Here is a 15166-nt window from a genome sequence, read left to right as displayed (position 1 = left end):
GCACACGATAACGGGCCCGCCGCCCGGATGCGCGAAGCGGCTTACTCGACCGCCGGACGCTTCCACAGGTACAGCGCCAGGCCGACGTTGACCAGGGCCACCAGCGCCACGTAATGCGCCGGCGCCAGCGCGCCCACGCGCGCGGCCAGGTAGGCGATCAACGGCGGCGTCGCCGCACCGGCGATGGCATAGGCCAGGTTGTAGGACAGCGCCAGGCCGGTGTAGCGCACCGAGGCCGGGAACGACGCCACCATGATCGCCGGGGTCACGCCCGCCACGCCAGCGGTGAAGCCGGCGAAGGCGTACAGCGGCAGGAAGTGCGCGCCGCCGCGGGCCAGATCGAAGTACAGCAGATACACGCCGACCAGCAGCGCCAGCGAGGCCACCAGCAGCGCCGGCGCGCGGCCGATGCGGTCGCTCAGCACGCCGTTCCACACGCAGCCGATCACCAGGCAGATCGCGGCCAGCACATTGCCCTCGCTGGCCAGCGCCGGCGCGATGCCGAACGAGGACTGCACCAGCGTGGGCGTCATCAGGATCACCACCACGATGCCGGCGGTCAGGGCCCAGGTCACGCCCATCGACACCAGCACGCCGCCGCGGTGGTCGCGCAGCACGTCGCGGATCGGCAGCCTGGCCAGCGCCTTGCGCGCGCGCATCTGCGCGAACACCGGTGTCTCGTCCAGCCAGCGGCGCAGCCACACCGAGATGAAACCGAACACGCCGCCGATCAGGAACGGGATGCGCCAGGCGTGATCCAGCAGCTGCGCCGGGGTGAACCAATGCGCCATCGCCGAGGCCATCAGCGAGCCCATCAGGGTGCCGACATTGATGCCGGCCGACAGGCTGGCCACGGCGAAGCCGACCTTGCGCACCGGCGCATGCTCGGCCACGAACACCCACGCCCCCGGCATCTCGCCGCCGATCGCCAGGCCCTGCAGCAGGCGCAGCAACAGCAGCAGCAGCGGCGCGACGATGCCGACCTGCGCATAGGTCGGCAGCAGGCCGATGCACAGCGTCGGCAGCGCCATCAGGAACACGCTGAAGGCGAACAAGCGCTTGCGCCCGATGCGATCGCCGAAGTGCGCCATCATCACCCCGCCGATCGGCCGCACCAGATAGCCGGCGGCGAAGATGCCGAAGGTCTGCACCTGCTGCAGCCAGGCCGGCATCTCGGCCGGGAAGAACAGCGCGCCCAGGGTCTTGGCGAAGAACACGAAGACCACGAAGTCGTAGAACTCCAGCGCCCCGCCCAACGCGGACAGCGACAGGACCTTGGCATCGTTGCGCAACGGCGCGGTGGGAGCGGGCATCGGGCGGGCGTAGCGGAGGGGGCCGCACACCATAGCGGCCCAACGCCGCGCCTGCGCGCGTGCAGTGATGCGTCAGCCGGATGCAGCTTTCCGCACGCCCCGCCTCAGTCTTGCCGGGCCAGACCGGCGGCCAGCACCTCGAAGATCCGCGGCGCGCCGCACTGGGCCACGTTGAAGCGCATGCAGTCCTCGGCGCGCTGGGCCGGGCTGAAGGCGTTGCCCGGCGCCAGCACCACGCCATGGGCCAGGCCGTGCTGGGCCAGCGGCGCGGCCAGCCGCCCCTGCGGCAAACGGCACCAGAGGAACATCCCGGCGTCCGGCACATGCCACGGCACGATGCCCAGCGGCGCCAGCCGTTCGATCACCCGGCGCCGCTCGACCGCCAGGCGCAGACGCAGACGCTCGATATGACGCCGGTAGCCGCCATCGGTGAGCGCGGCCAGCAGCACCTCCGAGGCCAGCCGCCCGCCGCCGAAACTGGTCGCCACCCGCAGGTCGGCCAGGTCGTCGATCCAGTCCGCGCGCGCGGCGATGTAGCCGCAGCGCATCGACGCCGACAGCGTCTTGGAGAAGCTGCCGACGTGGATCACGCGCGCCAGGCCATCGAACGCCGCCAGCCGCGCGGCCGGCGTGGTTTCGAAGTCGGCGAAGATGTCGTCCTCCACGATCCACGTCCCGGCCTGCTCGGCCAGCTTGAGCACCTGGTGCGCGATGCGCGGGGCGAGCGTGGCGCCGGTCGGGTTATGCAGGCCGGAATTGGTGATGTACAGCCGCGGCGCGTGGGTGCGCAGCACCTCGGCGAAGGCCTCCAGCGCCGGCCCCTCCGGCGTGTAGGGCACGCTCACCACCTGCACGCGATGCGCGCGCAGCAGCGCGTGGAAGTTGAAATAGCAGGGGTCGTCGACCAGCACCGTGTCGCCCGGCTCCAGCAGGAAGCGGCACACCAGATCCAGCGCCTGAGTGCCCGACTCGACCAGCAGCACCTGCTCGGGGCGCGCGGCGATGCCGGCGCCGACCATGCGCCGCGCCAGCAGCACGCGCAGCGCCGCCAGGCCGAGCGGGCTGCCGTAGTCGCACAGCGTGGCGGCGTCGCCGCGCGCGACCTGGCGCAGCGCGCGGCGCATGCTGGCCTCGGGCATCCACGACGGCGGCAGCCAGCCGCAGCCGGGCTTGAGCACGCTCGGGTCGGCCTCCAGCGATTGCCGCGACAGCCACAGCGGATCGACCTGGTGATCCAGCCGCGGCCCCAGGCCCGACAGCGCCAGCGGCGCGACCGGCCCCTGCACATAGAAACCCGAGCCGGCGCGTGGCTGCACCAGGCCTTCGGCCGCCAGCCGCTCGTAGGCCTCGACCACGGTGGACACCGACACGCCGAGCCGGCGCGCCTGCTCGCGCACCGAGGGCAGCCGCGCCCCGGGCGGATAGGTGCGCGCGGCGATGCCCTGCCTGACGGCCTCGATCACCTGGTCGATCCGGATTGCCTGCCGCGCCATGTCCCAACCGTTCTGGTCAAAAAGGAAAACAGTTCCCGCGGATCGTACTGGATTGTGTCTGGGTCGCCCGGCGCGGCGCTGGCCTACTGGCCCGCCCTCCCCAAGACAAGACAAGACGAGACGAGACGATGGACGACAGCACGCGCGGCTGGATCAACGGCGGGATCGGCGTGGCGATCTTTGCCGGATCGCTGCCGGCCACGCGGATCGCGGTGGCCGGCTTCACCCCGGTATTCCTGACCTGCGCGCGCGCCAGCATCGCCGCCGCGCTCGCCGTGGCGCTGCTGATGCTGCTGCGCCAGTCGCGGCCGCAGCGCCAGCAGCTGGCCAGCCTGGCGGTGGTGGCGCTGGGCGTGGTGGTCGGCTTTCCGCTGCTGACCGCGCTGGCGCTGCAGCAGGTGACCTCGGCCCATTCCCTCGTGTTCGTGGGCCTGCTGCCACTGTGCACGGCGATCTTCGGCGTGCTGCGCGGGGGCGACCGGCCGCGGCCGGCGTTCTGGGCGTTCTCGCTGCTGGGCAGCGCGCTGGTGGTCGGCTACGCCGCCATGGGCGGGCTGCAGGCCTCGCTGCGCGGCGACCTGCTGATGCTGGCGGCGGTGCTGGTCTGCGGCCTGGGCTATGCCGAAGGCGCGCGGCTGTCGCGCCGGCTCGGCGGCTGGCAGGTGATCAGCTGGGCCCTGGTGCTCGCGCTACCGCTGATGCTGCCGCTGGCCTGGCTGTCGCGTCCGGACAGCCTGGCGTCTGTCACCCCGCCGGCCTGGCTGGGGCTGGGCTACGTGTCGCTCTTCAGCATGCTGATCGGCTTCATCTTCTGGTATCGCGGACTGGCCCAGGGCGGCGTGGCCGCGGTCGGGCAGATCCAGCTGCTGCAACCGTTCCTGGGCCTGGCGCTGGCCGCCGGCCTGCTGCACGAGCCGGTGCGCGCGAGCATGCTGTGGATCATGGCCGGCGCGGCGATCTGCGTGGCCGGCGCGCGCCGGTTCGCGCACTGACCGGCCGGCGGGCGATCAGGCCCGCGTGAGGCGCCAGGCGCGGTGGATGCGGGCGTTGCGCTCGAAGTCCGGGCCGATGGTGCTGGCGCTGATCTCCTCGCACACCGCGAACTCCACCACCGCCGCCTCGTCCAGCCTGAAGCGGCGGAAGTTGTTGGAGAAATACAGCACCCCGCCCTGCGCCAGCCGCGCCACCGCCGCGCGCAGCAGGCGCACGTGGTCGCGCTGCACGTCGAAGTCCTCGGCGCGCGCGGAGTTGGAGAAGGTCGGCGGGTCGCAGAAGATCAGCTCGTACTGGCCGCGGTCGGCCTCCAGCCAGGCCAGCACGTCGGCCTGCACCAGCTGGTGCCGGGCGCCGCCCAGGCCATTCTCGCGCAGGTTCTCGGCGCACCATTCCAGATAGGTCGCCGATAGGTCGACGCTGGTGGTGCTGCTGGCGCCGGCCACCGCCGCCTCCACGCTGGCCACGCCGGTATAGCTGAAGAGGTTGAGGAAGCGCCGGCCGCGCGCCTGGGCGGCCATCTGTCCGCGCAGCGGACGGTGGTCCAGGAACAGCCCGGTGTCCAGGTAGTCGAACAGGTTCACGCGCAGCCGCGCGCCGTGCTCGCGCACGACGATGAACTCGCCCTGCTGGCCCATGCGTCCGTACTTGCTGCCGCCCTTGCCGCGCGCGCGCGACTTGATCGCCACCTGCTCGCGCGGCACCTCGAACACCGCACGCACCGCCGAGAGCAGTTCGTTGAAACGACGCTGCACGTCGGCCTCGGGGATGCTGGCCGGCGCGGCGTATTCCTGCACGTGCAGGAAAGTGCGCTGCGCGCCCTCGGCCTCGGTGTAGACGTCCACCGCCGCGGCGTATTCGGGCAGGTCGGCGTCGTAGGCGCGGTAGCAGCTCACGTCCTCGCGCTGGCGCCAGGCCTTGAGCTTCTTGAGGTTCTTGCGCAGCCGGTTGGCGACCATCTGGGCGCCGTCGTTCAACTCCGGTGGCGCGTCGGGCACCACGCGCTGCGGCGGCGCGATCGGGTCGACGAAGATCAGCGCGCACTCAATGGCGCCGTTGAACAGCTGGTACTTCTTCTGCGCGCGCAGGCCGGTGGCCATGGCCAGATCGGCGCTGCCGCACAGCAGGCTGGCGCGCCAGTCGGGCACGGCCTGGCGCAGGCCATCGCCCAGCGCGCGGTAGAGCGCGGCGTCGGCCGCCAGGCGTTCGTCGTAGGGCGGGTTGCACACCACCACGCCGCGGCGGATCGGCGGCGCCGACAGCTGCGCCACGTCGCTCACGCCGAAGGCGATGGCGTCCTCGACGCCGGCCTCGCGCGCGCTGGCGCGGGCGGCCTCGATGGCGCGCGGATCGATGTCGCTGCCGAAGGCGACCTGGCCCAGTTTGGCGCGACCGGCCGCTTCGCGCGTGCGCGCCTGGTCCAGCAGCACGCGCCACTGCTCGGCATCGAAGCCCAGCCAGCGCGACGGCGGCAGGCTGCCGTGGCGCTGCAGGCCCGGCGCCACGTCGGCGGCCATCAGCACGCCTTCGATCAGCAGCGTGCCGCTGCCGCACATCGGGTCGAGCAGGCCGCCCCCGCCGGCGTAGGACTGCAGCCAGCCGCCGCGCAGCAGCACGGCGGCGGCCAGGTTCTCCTTCAGCGGCGCCTCGTTGCGCACCTGGCGCCAGCCGCGCCGGTGCAGCGGCCCACCGCCCAGGTCGATCGACACCGTCGCCCGGCCCTTGCGCAGCGAGAAGTTGATGCGCACGTCCGGCTCGTCCACGTCCACCGACGGCCGTTCGAAGCCTTCGGCGCGCAGATGATCGACGATGGCGTCCTTGATCCGCTGCGCGGCGAAGCGCGCATGCGTGATCGCCTCGCCGGACACGTGCGCGTCCACCGCCAAGGTCAACTCGGAGGTCAGGTGCCGCGTCCACGGCAGCGCGAAGATGCCGTCGTACAGCGCGTCCTGGTCGGGGCATTCGAACTCGCCGATCGGCCACAGCACGCGGCTGGCCAGGCGCGACCACAGCACCGCGCGCTGCGCATCGTGCAGCGTGCCCTCGGCGTTGACGCCCGAGACGGTGGCCGTGGCCTTGGCCGCACCCAGCGCGGTCAGCTCGTCGACCAGCAGGTACTCCAGGCCCTTGGCGCAGGAAACGTAGAACTTCATAAAAAGCCAGGCGTGAGTGAAGAGGGGTGAGGCATGAGTGAGATCGAGCGCGAGGGAGGTAAAGAAGACTGTTGCCGTTGCTCGCTCCTCACTGCGCTCCGCTCACTCCCGCCTAGAGCCCGGCCAGCAACTCGCCGAATGCGGACGCGGCCGCGTCGACGTGGTTGGCCAGGCGGTGGTCGTCGTTGACCAGCAGCAGGCGGGCGCGGCGGGCCTGGGCCCAGTCGATGACGTTGCGGGCGGGGATCAGCTCGTCGTCCCAGCCGTGGATGACCGACAGCGGCACCTGCGCCGCGTCCAGCGCGGGCATCGGCCCCAGCGCGGTCGGCGGCGCCATCAGGAACAGGCCGTGCACCGGCACCTGCAGCGACACCTGGGCCGAGGTATAGGCGCCGAGGCTGGAGCCGACCAGCACCAGCGGCCCCTTGCGTGCGGCGGCCTCGGCCAGCGTGCGCAGGCGCGCCAGGCGCGCGCCGACGTCGCCGAGCTGGCTCAGGTCGCTGCGCGCGTCCAGGTCGGTGAAGTCCGGCCGCTCGCTGGTCCAGCCGGCGGCCTGGGCGACCTGCGCCAGCGCGGTGACCTTGGTCGCGTCCGGCCCGCTCTCAAAGCCGTGCGAGAGGATGACGTGGCCGCGGATCACAGCGGCACCACCGCGTCGCCCACCGCGAAGCTGCCGCCTTCGATGATGCGCGCGCACAGGCCGCCATGGCCGCGCATGGCGTTGTAGCCGCCCGCGCCCAGCGCGTCCTCCATGCGCGAGCACGGATCGCACGGCTCGGTGCCTTCCAGCACCACGCTGCCGATGCGGAAGCGGCGCTCCTTCAGCGCGATCAGCGGCAGGCCGCGCACCACCACATTGCGCCGCAGGGTGGCCGCCTGCACCGCGTCCAGCCCGGCCAGCGTGGCGATCACCGGCAGATGCTCGGCCTGGATCAGGGTCAGTCCGCGCTTGCCGCTGCCGCCCTTGTAGCGATCGCCTTCCAGCCCGCCGCCGGTGCTGGCCTGGACGCGCGCGACCGCCTGCATCGGCACATCGCGCGCCGGGCGCAGCCCGATCCATTCCACCGTGCCCGGGCGCGGCAGGGTGGCCATGAGCCTGGCCAGGGGGGAATCGGGATTGAGCGGCATGCGGATCGGACGCGACAGGCGGCGCCTGGCGCCGGGGACGCGCAGTTTACCCCGCCCTCGCCCGCGGCCCGCCGTGTAGCATCGGCGCCCATGCCCGATGCCTTGCCGATCACCGCCGATCCCCTGCCCTACCAGGACCTGCTGGAGGCGCGGCCGCTGGACCGGATCGACCTGGTGGTCATCCACTGCACCGAGCTGCCGGACCTGGCCACCGCGCGCCACTATGGCGAACAGCCGCGCTATGCCTCGGGCACCGGCAACAGCGGGCACTGGTACATCGACCGCGACGGCGGCGTGCAGCAGTGGATCGCGCCCGAACGCGTCGCCCACCATGTGCGTGGCCTCAACGCGCGCAGCGTCGGCATCGAACTGGTCAACCGCGGGCGCTACCCGCACTGGCTGCACGCCGACCACCAGGCGATGGACGAGCCCTATCCCGACGCCCAGATCGAGGCCTTGCTTGCCCTGCTCGACCGGCTGCGGCAGACGCTGCCGGCCCTGCGCTGGATCGCCGGACACGAGGATCTGGACACCGCCCAGGTGCCCGCCGAGGACGCCCCCACGCGGCTGGTCGCACGCAAGCGCGACCCGGGACCGCTGTTCCCGTGGGAACGCGTCCTGGCGCGCGCGGGGCTGGAGCGGTTGGTGCCCTGAGCGATGGGCGGTGGCGTTGCGGTTGCGCTTCGCGCTGCGAACCCGACGCTCGTCATCCCCGCGAACGCGGGGATCCAGGGACTTTCGCGCAGGCCGCGAAACGTCCATGGGTCCCCGTTTCCGCGGGAACGACGGTAGGAAGATTCGCTCGAGGCTTCGCGCCGCAAACTCAACAGCCGTCATCCCCGCGAACGCGGGGATCCAGCGACTTCCGTGCAGGCCACCGCAAAGTCCCTGGGTTCCCGCGTTCGCGGGAACGACGGTAGAAGGATTCGCTCGCGGCTTGGCGCCGCGAACCCAACAGCCGTCATCCCCGCGAACGCGGGGATCCAGGGACTTCCGCGCAGGTCGCGCAACGTCCATGGGTTCCCGCTTTCGCGGGAACGACGCTAGGGAGATTGTTGTGGCGCCAATGCCGCTTCGCTGCCCGACCCGACTCAGCCCTGCGCCACGCGCCGCGCCCATTGCACGATCTGCGCCGCCTGCAGCGCGCCCGACTGCCGGCCGAGCTCGCGCCCGTGCAGGAACACCGCCATCGTCGGAATGCTGCGGATGGAAAAGCGCGCGCCCAGCGCCGGCTGCGCCTCGGTATCGACCTTGGCCAGGCGCATGCGCGGCTCCAGCTGCTTGGCGGCGGCCTCGAACTGCGGCGCCATCACCCGGCACGGCCCGCACCACGGCGCCCAGAAATCCACCAGCAGCGGCAGATCGCTGTCGCGCGCATGCAGGTCGAACGTGCCGGCGTCCAGCGCCAGCGGATGCCCGGTGAACAAGGCCTGGTGGCAGCGCCCGCAGGTCGGCGCCTCGCCCAGGCGCTCGGCCGGCACGCGGTTGCGTGCCTGGCAGTGCGGGCAGGCGATCAGCAGCGGCGCGCTCACAACACCGCCTCGGTCGGCGCCTGGCCCAGCAGCAGCTGGCCCTGCGCGTCGCGCACCTCGACCTGCACATCGATGCCCTGGCGCACGCTCTGGGTCACGGTGCAGAAGTCCTCGAAGGTCGCCAGCACGCGCTCCAGATGCGCATAATCCGCGCTGCCTTCGGGCAGCTGCAGCGTCGCCAGGGCGCGCGGCAGGCGCAGCCGGCCGTCGGCGTTGCGCTCGGCGACCGCGCTGATCGAGGCACGCAGTCGGCCCGGCGCGTTCTTGTACTTGCGCAGCGCGAACAGCAGGCTGGCCGAGAGGCAGTTGACGATCGCGGCCAGCAGCAGATGCGAGGGCCGCGGCCCCTGGTCATGGCCCAACGGCGCGCCTTCGTCGGACAGCACGTCGGGCGCATCGAGGCCTTCGAAGTGGAGCCGGAACACGAAGTCCTGCTCCTGCTCCAGCACGACGGTGATCGGGGTGGCGGTGCTCATGGCGGGCCTCGCCTGGCGATGCGGGAGGCCAGCCTACTCCGCTCACCGGGTGACCGACGCGCAGCCGGGCGAACGCTCCGTCGCATGCGCTCTCACCTCCGGCGCGACCGTGGCGCGCGATACTCCGCGCACATGCCCGATCGAGAGACATCCTCGCGATGACACGCCTGCTCCCCCGCCTGCTGCGCGCAGGCCTGGTCCTGTTCGCCGCCACCGCCGCGCTGGCCGCGCAGGCGGCCGCCCCCGCGCCGGTCACCGTGTTCGCCGCCGCCAGCCTGAAGGAATCGATGGACCAGGCCGCCGCGCTCTACCAGAAGACCACCGGCACGCCGGTCACCGTGTCCTACGCGGCCAGCTCGACGCTGGCGCGCCAGATCGAACAGGGCGCACCGGCCGACGTGTTCGTCTCGGCCGACCTGGAATGGATGGACTATCTGCAGCAGCGCGCGCTGATCGACCCGGCCAGCCGCCGCAACCTGCTCGGCAACACCCTGGTGCTGGTCGCGCCCAAGGCCAGCACCGCGCAGGTCAGGCTCACCCAGCCCGGCGCGCTGGACAAGGCGCTGGGCGATGGCCGCCTGGCGGTCGGCCAGGTCAACGCCGTGCCCGCCGGCAAGTACGCCAAGGCGGCGCTGACCTCGCTGCGGCTGTGGGACGGCGTGGAGGGCCGGCTGGCCGAATCGGACAGCGTGCGCTCGGCGCTGCTGCTGGTCTCGCGCGGCGAGTCGCCGCTGGGCATCGTCTACGGCTCCGACGCGGCGGCCGATGCCAACGTGCGCGTGGTCGATACCTTCCCCGCCTCCAGCCATCCGGCCATCGTCTATCCGGTGGCCACGCTCAAGGCCGGCACCGCGCCGGCGCGTGCGGCCTTCGTGCAGTGGCTGGGCACCGCGCCGGCGCAGGCGATCTTCCGCCAGCATGGCTTCACGGTCCTGCCGTAACGCGTGTTCGGTTTCTCGCCCGAAGAACTCACCGCCATCGCCCTGAGCCTGAAGGTGGCGGCCGTGGCCGCCGTCTGCAGCCTGCCGGCGGCCATCGCCGTGGCCTGGCTGCTGGCGCGCCGACGCTTCCCCGGGCGGGCGCTGCTCGACGCGCTGGTGCATCTGCCGCTGGTGCTGCCGCCGGTGGTGGTGGGCTATGCGCTGCTGGTGACGCTGGGCACGCGCGGGGCGATCGGGGCCTGGCTGCTGGAGCACGTCGGCCTGCGCTTCGCCTTCCGCTGGACCGGCGCAGCGGTGGCCTGCGCCGTCATGGGCTTCCCGCTGATGGTGCGCGCCATCCGCCTGTCGATCGAGCAGGTCGACCGCCGCCTGGAGCACGCCGCCGCGACCCTGGGCGCGCCGCCGTGGAAGGTGTTCGCCACCATCACCCTGCCCCTGGCCTGGCCCGGGCTGGTGGCCGGCGCGGTGCTGGCCTTCGCCAAGGCCCTGGGAGAGTTCGGCGCCACCATCACCTTCGTCTCCAACATCCCCGGCCAGACGCAGACCATGTCCGCCGCCATCTACGGCCTGCTGCAGGTGCCCGGCGCCGAGGCCGGCATCTGGCGCCTGGCGGCGGTGTCGGTGTGCATCTCGCTGGCCGCGCTGGTGCTGTCCGAGTGGCTGGTGCGCCGCCAGCGCGGGCGCGAGACCGAGGTGCTGTGATGCTGGATGCGGACCTGCAGCTGCAGCGCGACCCGTTCACCCGCCATGTGCGCATCCACAGCGATGCGCGCCTGCTGGCGCTGGCCGGGCCTTCCGGCGCGGGCAAGACCAGCGTGCTCAACGCCATCGCCGGGCTGCTGCGACCCGTGGCCGGGCGCATCGTGGTCGATGGGACGGTGCTGTTCGACAGCGCGCGCGGCATCGACGTGCCGGTGCACCGGCGCCGCATCGGCTATGTGTTCCAGGATGCGCGCCTGTTTCCGCACCTGGATGTGCGCGGCAACCTGCGCTACGGTACGCACGGGCGCAGCGCCGGTGCGCGCTTCGGCTTCGAGGCGGTGGTCGAGCTGCTGGGCATCGGCCCGCTGCTGCAGCGGCGGCCGCGCAACCTCTCCGGCGGCGAGGCCCAGCGCGTGGCGATCGGCCGCGCCCTACTGTCGCAGCCGGCCCTGCTGCTGCTGGACGAACCGCTGTCCGCCCTGGACCCCGCGCGGCGCGGCGAACTGATCCCCTATCTGCGCGGCGTGCGCACCGAACTGCAGCTGCCCATGCTCTACGTCAGCCACCAGCCCGACGAGGTGCAGCAGCTGGCCGATGCGGTGCACGTGCTGGACTGACACGCCGTGAACGGCCGGCGCGGTGCAATGGCGGTCCGCTGTCGCTGTGCAAGGCCCCGCATGAAAACGCCCACCAAAGAGGACTTCCCCGTACACCAGGTGCGGCGCTTCCTCGAGCCCGGGCCGGTGGTGCTGGTCAGCAGCGCGCACGCCGGCGCACGCGACATCATGACCATGGGCTGGCACATGATGGTGGAGTTCTCGCCCTCGCTGCTGGCCTGCGTGATCGCCAACGGCAACCGCAGCTTCGAGCTGGTGCGCGCCAGCCGCCAGTGCGTGATCAATCTGCCGACCGAGGCGCTGCTGGACACGGTGGTGCGCATCGGCAACTGCAGCGGCAACGAGGTCGACAAGTTCGAGGCCTTCGGCCTGACCGCGCAGCCGGCCAGCCAGGTCCAGGCGCCACTGATCGCCGAGTGCCACGCCAGCTTCGAGTGCCGCCTGCACGATGACCGCCTGGTGGAACGGCACAACCTGTTCGTCTGGGAAGTCGTCAAGGCGCACGTGGCGCCGACGCCGAAGATCCCGCGCACCGTGCACTATCGCGGCGACGGCAAGTTCATGGTGTCCGGCCCCGAACGCTCGCGCCGCGGCCTGTTCAAGCCGGAGATGCTCTAGCTGCGCACGAGATCGCCTGTGGGAACCGCACTTGTGGCCTTTTTGGCCAATGGCGGCGATGAGGCGTTCCCGGTAAAGCCCCTCGCCGCCATGGCGGCTACCACCTGTAGAGCGGAGCTCGCTCCGCTGGGGCCTTCCCCACGAACCGAACGAAGCGCAGCGCAGTCCCCAAGAGGGGATTGCCACAAGCTCCGCGCTACAGACGGTCGGCTGCTGGAGTTAAGGAGACCAGTTGCTCCCACCCAGCCGCACAAAGACGGTCACCGCCCTCCCACACCGCCTCGCTCCACACGCACGCGCCCCTGTTCCACCTCGAAGGTGAAGGCATACAGCAGCGTCACCGGCACCGGCTCGACCGACTGCGCGCCATCGCAGCGCTCCGGATCGGCCGGCGGATGCTCGGCGCTAAAGTGGCAGACGGCGGCCGGCTCGAAGCGCCATTGCCGCACCTGGGCCAGCATCGCCTGCACCAGATCGGCATTGTCCGGCTGCGCGCCGGCGGCGCATTCGGCGCGGTCGGCGAGCGGCTCGGCACGCAGCACCTCGCCGCGCGCATCGAGGATCACGCGCGCGCAGACCGTGGTTGGTGCCATCGTCTGCCGCGGTGAGTCGGCGGGCAGCGCGGGGTTGTCGGCCCGCACCGGCTGCGGCATGCGGAACACCTCGGTCGGCGCCAGCGCATAGCGCTCGATCTTGCCGGCGCCGTCGCCGCCTTCCGGCGTCAGCATGCGCTGATCGACATTGGCATTGCGGACCAGGGTGTCCTCCGCCGGGTCGAGCGGATGCGTGGCGCAGGCGGAGAGCAGCAGCGTCGCCGCGGAAATCGTGGCGAAGTGCAGAGGCCACGATGGGGCTCCGCTGGTAAGGCCCCGATCGCCGCCTTGGCGGCTCCCACGACAGCGGGTGGGCCGGAGGCTGTTGGGGTGCGTGCTCATCGGCGGCCCGCCATGAAGCCCGCGGGCGCCGGGCGGGTCTCGAATGCGACGGTGGCGGCATCCACGCCCTGGCGCTGCAGCACCCACTTCAGATTGGACTTCGCGACGGTCTTCATCACTTCCCGCTCCAGCGCGGTCGGCTTGCGAGCCGTATCCAGGCGCACGCGGGAAACACCACCATCGGCTGCGACATCGGCCAGCACGCGCCCACGATCAACGGACTCATGCGAGCCGGCAGGCGCTGACGCGACGCCTTGGTGCGACGCAGAGGGCGCGGATGGCTCATCCAGATCGAAGTCGATCGGCACGCGCATGCGATGGGCGACCGGTCGCCCCTGCTCCAGGACCGGCTTGAACTTCCACTTGCGGACCGCTTCCACCGAGACGGCGTCGAACACGCCCGCAGGCCTGGATTCTTCCACCTGCACGTCCTGCACCGAACCGTCGGCCGCCACATCGACCAGCATCACCACACGCCCGGAAATGCCGTTGTTCGCGGCATCTTTGGGATAGCGCGGCGGCGCATGCTGGGAATAGTCGAAGGGCGATGGCTCTTCCGCTTGCGCCTGCTCAGGCGCAGGCGCCGCCTGCTTGCGCGATACCGGCGTTGCCGCCGCAGCGCGACGGGCAGGGACATCCAGCGCGCGCACCCGCACCGACAACGCCACATCGTGCGGGGCACCCTGCACCGGGCTTGTCGTCAGCTTGAGCGAGGCCGTTTCGCCAAGGCGCGCGATCAGCAGCACCGGCCCGGTCATGTCGGCACCGTCCCGCAACAGCCGGGCATGCACCTTGGCTTGGCCAGGGGCGTCGGGCTCGACGCTCAGCTCGCCGCTCCAGCGGTGTCCGGCCTGGGTGTCGATGGCAAACGCGAACGGCACACCGGCCGCGCTGTGCATCTCCAGCGCGTGGCGCTCGCCGTCCACCTCGATCTGCAGGTTCGCGCCGTACTGCGCGGCGGTGGGCGCCGCCGCATGCGCCGACGGCGCAGCGGCCGGCTGCTGCGCCCAGGCTACATAGCCACCGCCGGCGAACAGCGCCAGCAGCAGGACAGCGGACAGACGCGTCTGCCAACGACGGGGACTGGGACGTTTCAGCATGGCGATCCGCTCCTTGATCGGGTGTGTGTGCCAGTGGCAGCCCACCGGCAGGGCAAAAACATCCAGCTGCGTCTTCAACATGGCCTGCGCATACGCCCGCCGCGCCCTCGGATGCAGTCGCAGCACGCGCGCGTCGCAGGCCAGCTCCTGGTCCTGCCGATAGCGCGCCACCGCCCAGTGCAGCAGCGGGTTGAACCAGTAGGCGCAGCGCAGCAGCGCCACCAGCGCATTGCAGGGCAGATCGCCGCGGGCGATGTGCTGGCGCTCGTGCGCCACCACCAGGGCGCGTTCGTCCGCGTCGTAGCGATGCAGGAAATCCGCCGGCAGCACGATGCGCGGGCGCAGCACGCCGGTCACCGCCGGCAGCCCCGCGCTGATCGCGGCCACGCGCACGCCGTGGGCATGGACGCGCAGCCGGCCGAGCCGGTGCAGGAATCTGCGCTGCTGCCACAGCTGCAGGCCGGCCATCGCCAAAGCGCCGGTCAGCCAGAGCACGAGCAGCACGGGCATCCACGGCACAGCCGCATCCGCAGGCGCGACGGCGACGGACTGCACGCCGCCGACCCGCACGGCCATCGGCATCAGCGCCATCGAACGCACCGGCGCCGGCAGCAGCACGGCGATCAAGGCCACGGGCGCCAATGCCCACAGCGCGTAAGCGGCCCCGGCGCCGAAGGCGGCGCGCATCGGTCGGCGCAGCAACAGCACCACCACCAGCGCGGCGCTGGTGGCCAGCGTCGTCTCGCCCAGCCACGCCATCAACTCACTGCTCATCGTCCAGCTCCTGGACCAGGCGCTTGAGCTCGGCGATGTCCTGCGCCGAGAGCTTGCCGCGCTGCGAGAAATGCGCCACCAGCGGCGCCACGCGCCCGCCGAACACCCGCTCCAGCAGGCCCTCGCTCTGCTGCTGCACCCAGGCCTGGCGCGTGAGCACCGGCGAGTAGAGATAGCGCCGCCCTTCCTTGGCCGCCTGGATCGCGCCCTTGTTGAGCAGGCGGTTGAGCAGGGTCTTGATGGTCGGCTCGGCCCAGTCGTTGCGGCTGGCCAGCGCGGCGACCACCTCGTCGGCGCCCAGCGGGCTGCGCTCCCACAGCACTTCCATCACCACTGCCTCGGCCTCGCTGATCGCCATGTCGTTTACGCCTGTAATTTTTATTGAAATTAC

General features: G+C 71.7%; 16 protein-coding genes. 6 read left to right on the top strand and 10 right to left on the bottom strand.

Going from position 1 to position 15166, the window contains the following annotated elements:
- Nucleotides 1-41 precede the first annotated feature (41 nt).
- Both ACFJIT_RS03205 and ACFJIT_RS03200 read right to left on the bottom strand, forming a co-directional pair.
- Complete coding sequence (locus tag ACFJIT_RS03205) at nucleotides 42-1313, bottom strand: MFS transporter (protein WP_130561575.1); 1272 nt, start codon at nucleotides 1311-1313, stop codon at nucleotides 42-44.
- A 104-nt stretch (nucleotides 1314-1417) separates the two neighbouring features.
- The gene (locus ACFJIT_RS03200) at nucleotides 1418-2806 is read right to left on the bottom strand and encodes a PLP-dependent aminotransferase family protein (RefSeq protein WP_379655018.1); all 1389 of its coding nucleotides are present in this window, start codon (nucleotides 2804-2806) and stop codon (nucleotides 1418-1420) included.
- Nucleotides 2807-2934: 128 nt separating this feature from the next.
- On the opposite strand from ACFJIT_RS03200, the gene ACFJIT_RS03195 reads away from it, so the two are divergent.
- Nucleotides 2935-3798 (top strand): DMT family transporter, encoded by an 864-nt coding sequence (locus ACFJIT_RS03195; RefSeq protein WP_379655017.1) that lies wholly within the window; start codon nucleotides 2935-2937, stop codon nucleotides 3796-3798.
- A 15-nt stretch (nucleotides 3799-3813) separates the two neighbouring features.
- On the opposite strand, the gene rlmKL is transcribed toward ACFJIT_RS03195, so the two are convergent.
- From rlmKL to ACFJIT_RS03180, 3 genes are all read right to left on the bottom strand, one after another.
- Complete coding sequence (gene rlmKL / locus ACFJIT_RS03190; RefSeq protein ID WP_379655016.1) at nucleotides 3814-5952, bottom strand: bifunctional 23S rRNA (guanine(2069)-N(7))-methyltransferase RlmK/23S rRNA (guanine(2445)-N(2))-methyltransferase RlmL; 2139 nt, start codon at nucleotides 5950-5952, stop codon at nucleotides 3814-3816.
- Between the two features lie 112 nt (nucleotides 5953-6064).
- The gene (locus ACFJIT_RS03185) at nucleotides 6065-6592 is read right to left on the bottom strand and encodes a YqiA/YcfP family alpha/beta fold hydrolase (RefSeq protein WP_379655015.1); all 528 of its coding nucleotides are present in this window, start codon (nucleotides 6590-6592) and stop codon (nucleotides 6065-6067) included.
- Nucleotides 6589-7080, bottom strand: coding sequence for an MOSC domain-containing protein (locus tag ACFJIT_RS03180; RefSeq protein WP_130517426.1), 492 nt, complete (start codon nucleotides 7078-7080; stop codon nucleotides 6589-6591). Before ACFJIT_RS03180 ends, ACFJIT_RS03185 begins: the two co-directional genes overlap by 4 nt.
- 90 nt (nucleotides 7081-7170) lie before the next feature.
- Here ACFJIT_RS03180 and ACFJIT_RS03175 point away from each other — a divergent pair, with 90 nt between their 5' ends.
- Nucleotides 7171-7734: an N-acetylmuramoyl-L-alanine amidase gene (locus ACFJIT_RS03175; protein ID WP_379655014.1), complete on the top strand. Its 564-nt coding sequence runs from the start codon at nucleotides 7171-7173 to the stop codon at nucleotides 7732-7734.
- A gap of 437 nt (nucleotides 7735-8171) precedes the next feature.
- On the opposite strand, the gene trxC is transcribed toward ACFJIT_RS03175, so the two are convergent.
- Nucleotides 8172-8612, bottom strand: coding sequence for a thioredoxin TrxC (gene trxC, locus ACFJIT_RS03170; protein WP_379655013.1), 441 nt, complete (start codon nucleotides 8610-8612; stop codon nucleotides 8172-8174).
- The gene (locus tag ACFJIT_RS03165) at nucleotides 8609-9088 is read right to left on the bottom strand and encodes an OsmC family protein (RefSeq protein WP_379655012.1); all 480 of its coding nucleotides are present in this window, start codon (nucleotides 9086-9088) and stop codon (nucleotides 8609-8611) included. The genes trxC and ACFJIT_RS03165 overlap by 4 nt, the downstream gene beginning before the upstream one ends.
- A gap of 158 nt (nucleotides 9089-9246) precedes the next feature.
- On the opposite strand from ACFJIT_RS03165, the gene modA reads away from it, so the two are divergent.
- Genes modA through ACFJIT_RS03145 form a run of 4 tightly spaced genes read left to right on the top strand, consistent with a single transcriptional unit; the run spans nucleotide 9247 to nucleotide 11966 of the window.
- Nucleotides 9247-10029, top strand: coding sequence for a molybdate ABC transporter substrate-binding protein (gene modA, locus ACFJIT_RS03160; protein WP_379655011.1), 783 nt, complete (start codon nucleotides 9247-9249; stop codon nucleotides 10027-10029).
- Between the two features lie 3 nt (nucleotides 10030-10032).
- Nucleotides 10033-10731 (top strand): molybdate ABC transporter permease subunit, encoded by a 699-nt coding sequence (modB, locus tag ACFJIT_RS03155; RefSeq protein WP_379655010.1) that lies wholly within the window; start codon nucleotides 10033-10035, stop codon nucleotides 10729-10731.
- A complete protein-coding gene (locus ACFJIT_RS03150) occupies nucleotides 10731-11348 on the top strand; it encodes an ATP-binding cassette domain-containing protein (RefSeq protein WP_379655009.1) in 618 nt (205 codons plus the stop codon). The genes modB and ACFJIT_RS03150 overlap by 1 nt, the downstream gene beginning before the upstream one ends.
- A gap of 60 nt (nucleotides 11349-11408) precedes the next feature.
- Entirely contained in the window at nucleotides 11409-11966 is a 558-nt protein-coding gene (locus ACFJIT_RS03145) for a flavin reductase family protein (protein WP_131660413.1), read from the top strand.
- A gap of 260 nt (nucleotides 11967-12226) precedes the next feature.
- Here the strand turns inward: ACFJIT_RS03145 and ACFJIT_RS03140 are convergent, their stop codons facing one another.
- The 3 genes from ACFJIT_RS03140 to ACFJIT_RS03130 are packed head-to-tail and all read right to left on the bottom strand — an operon-like array spanning nucleotide 12227 to nucleotide 15133.
- Nucleotides 12227-12901 (bottom strand): hypothetical protein, encoded by a 675-nt coding sequence (locus tag ACFJIT_RS03140; protein ID WP_379655008.1) that lies wholly within the window; start codon nucleotides 12899-12901, stop codon nucleotides 12227-12229.
- Nucleotides 12898-14760: a TonB family protein gene (locus tag ACFJIT_RS03135; RefSeq protein WP_379655007.1), complete on the bottom strand. Its 1863-nt coding sequence runs from the start codon at nucleotides 14758-14760 to the stop codon at nucleotides 12898-12900. Before ACFJIT_RS03135 ends, ACFJIT_RS03140 begins: the two co-directional genes overlap by 4 nt.
- Nucleotides 14761-14764: 4 nt before the next feature.
- On the bottom strand, nucleotides 14765-15133 hold the full coding sequence (locus ACFJIT_RS03130) for a BlaI/MecI/CopY family transcriptional regulator (RefSeq protein ID WP_130517408.1): 369 nt from the start codon (nucleotides 15131-15133) through the stop codon (nucleotides 14765-14767).
- Nucleotides 15134-15166: the final 33 nt, after the last annotated feature.

The sequence above is a fragment of the Pseudoxanthomonas sp. UC19_8 genome, from assembly GCF_042700505.1.
Lineage (GTDB): Bacteria > Pseudomonadota > Gammaproteobacteria > Xanthomonadales > Xanthomonadaceae > Pseudoxanthomonas_A > Pseudoxanthomonas_A winnipegensis.
Note: the sequence above shows the minus strand (reverse complement) of the source record. Positions and strands in the feature narration are given on the sequence as shown.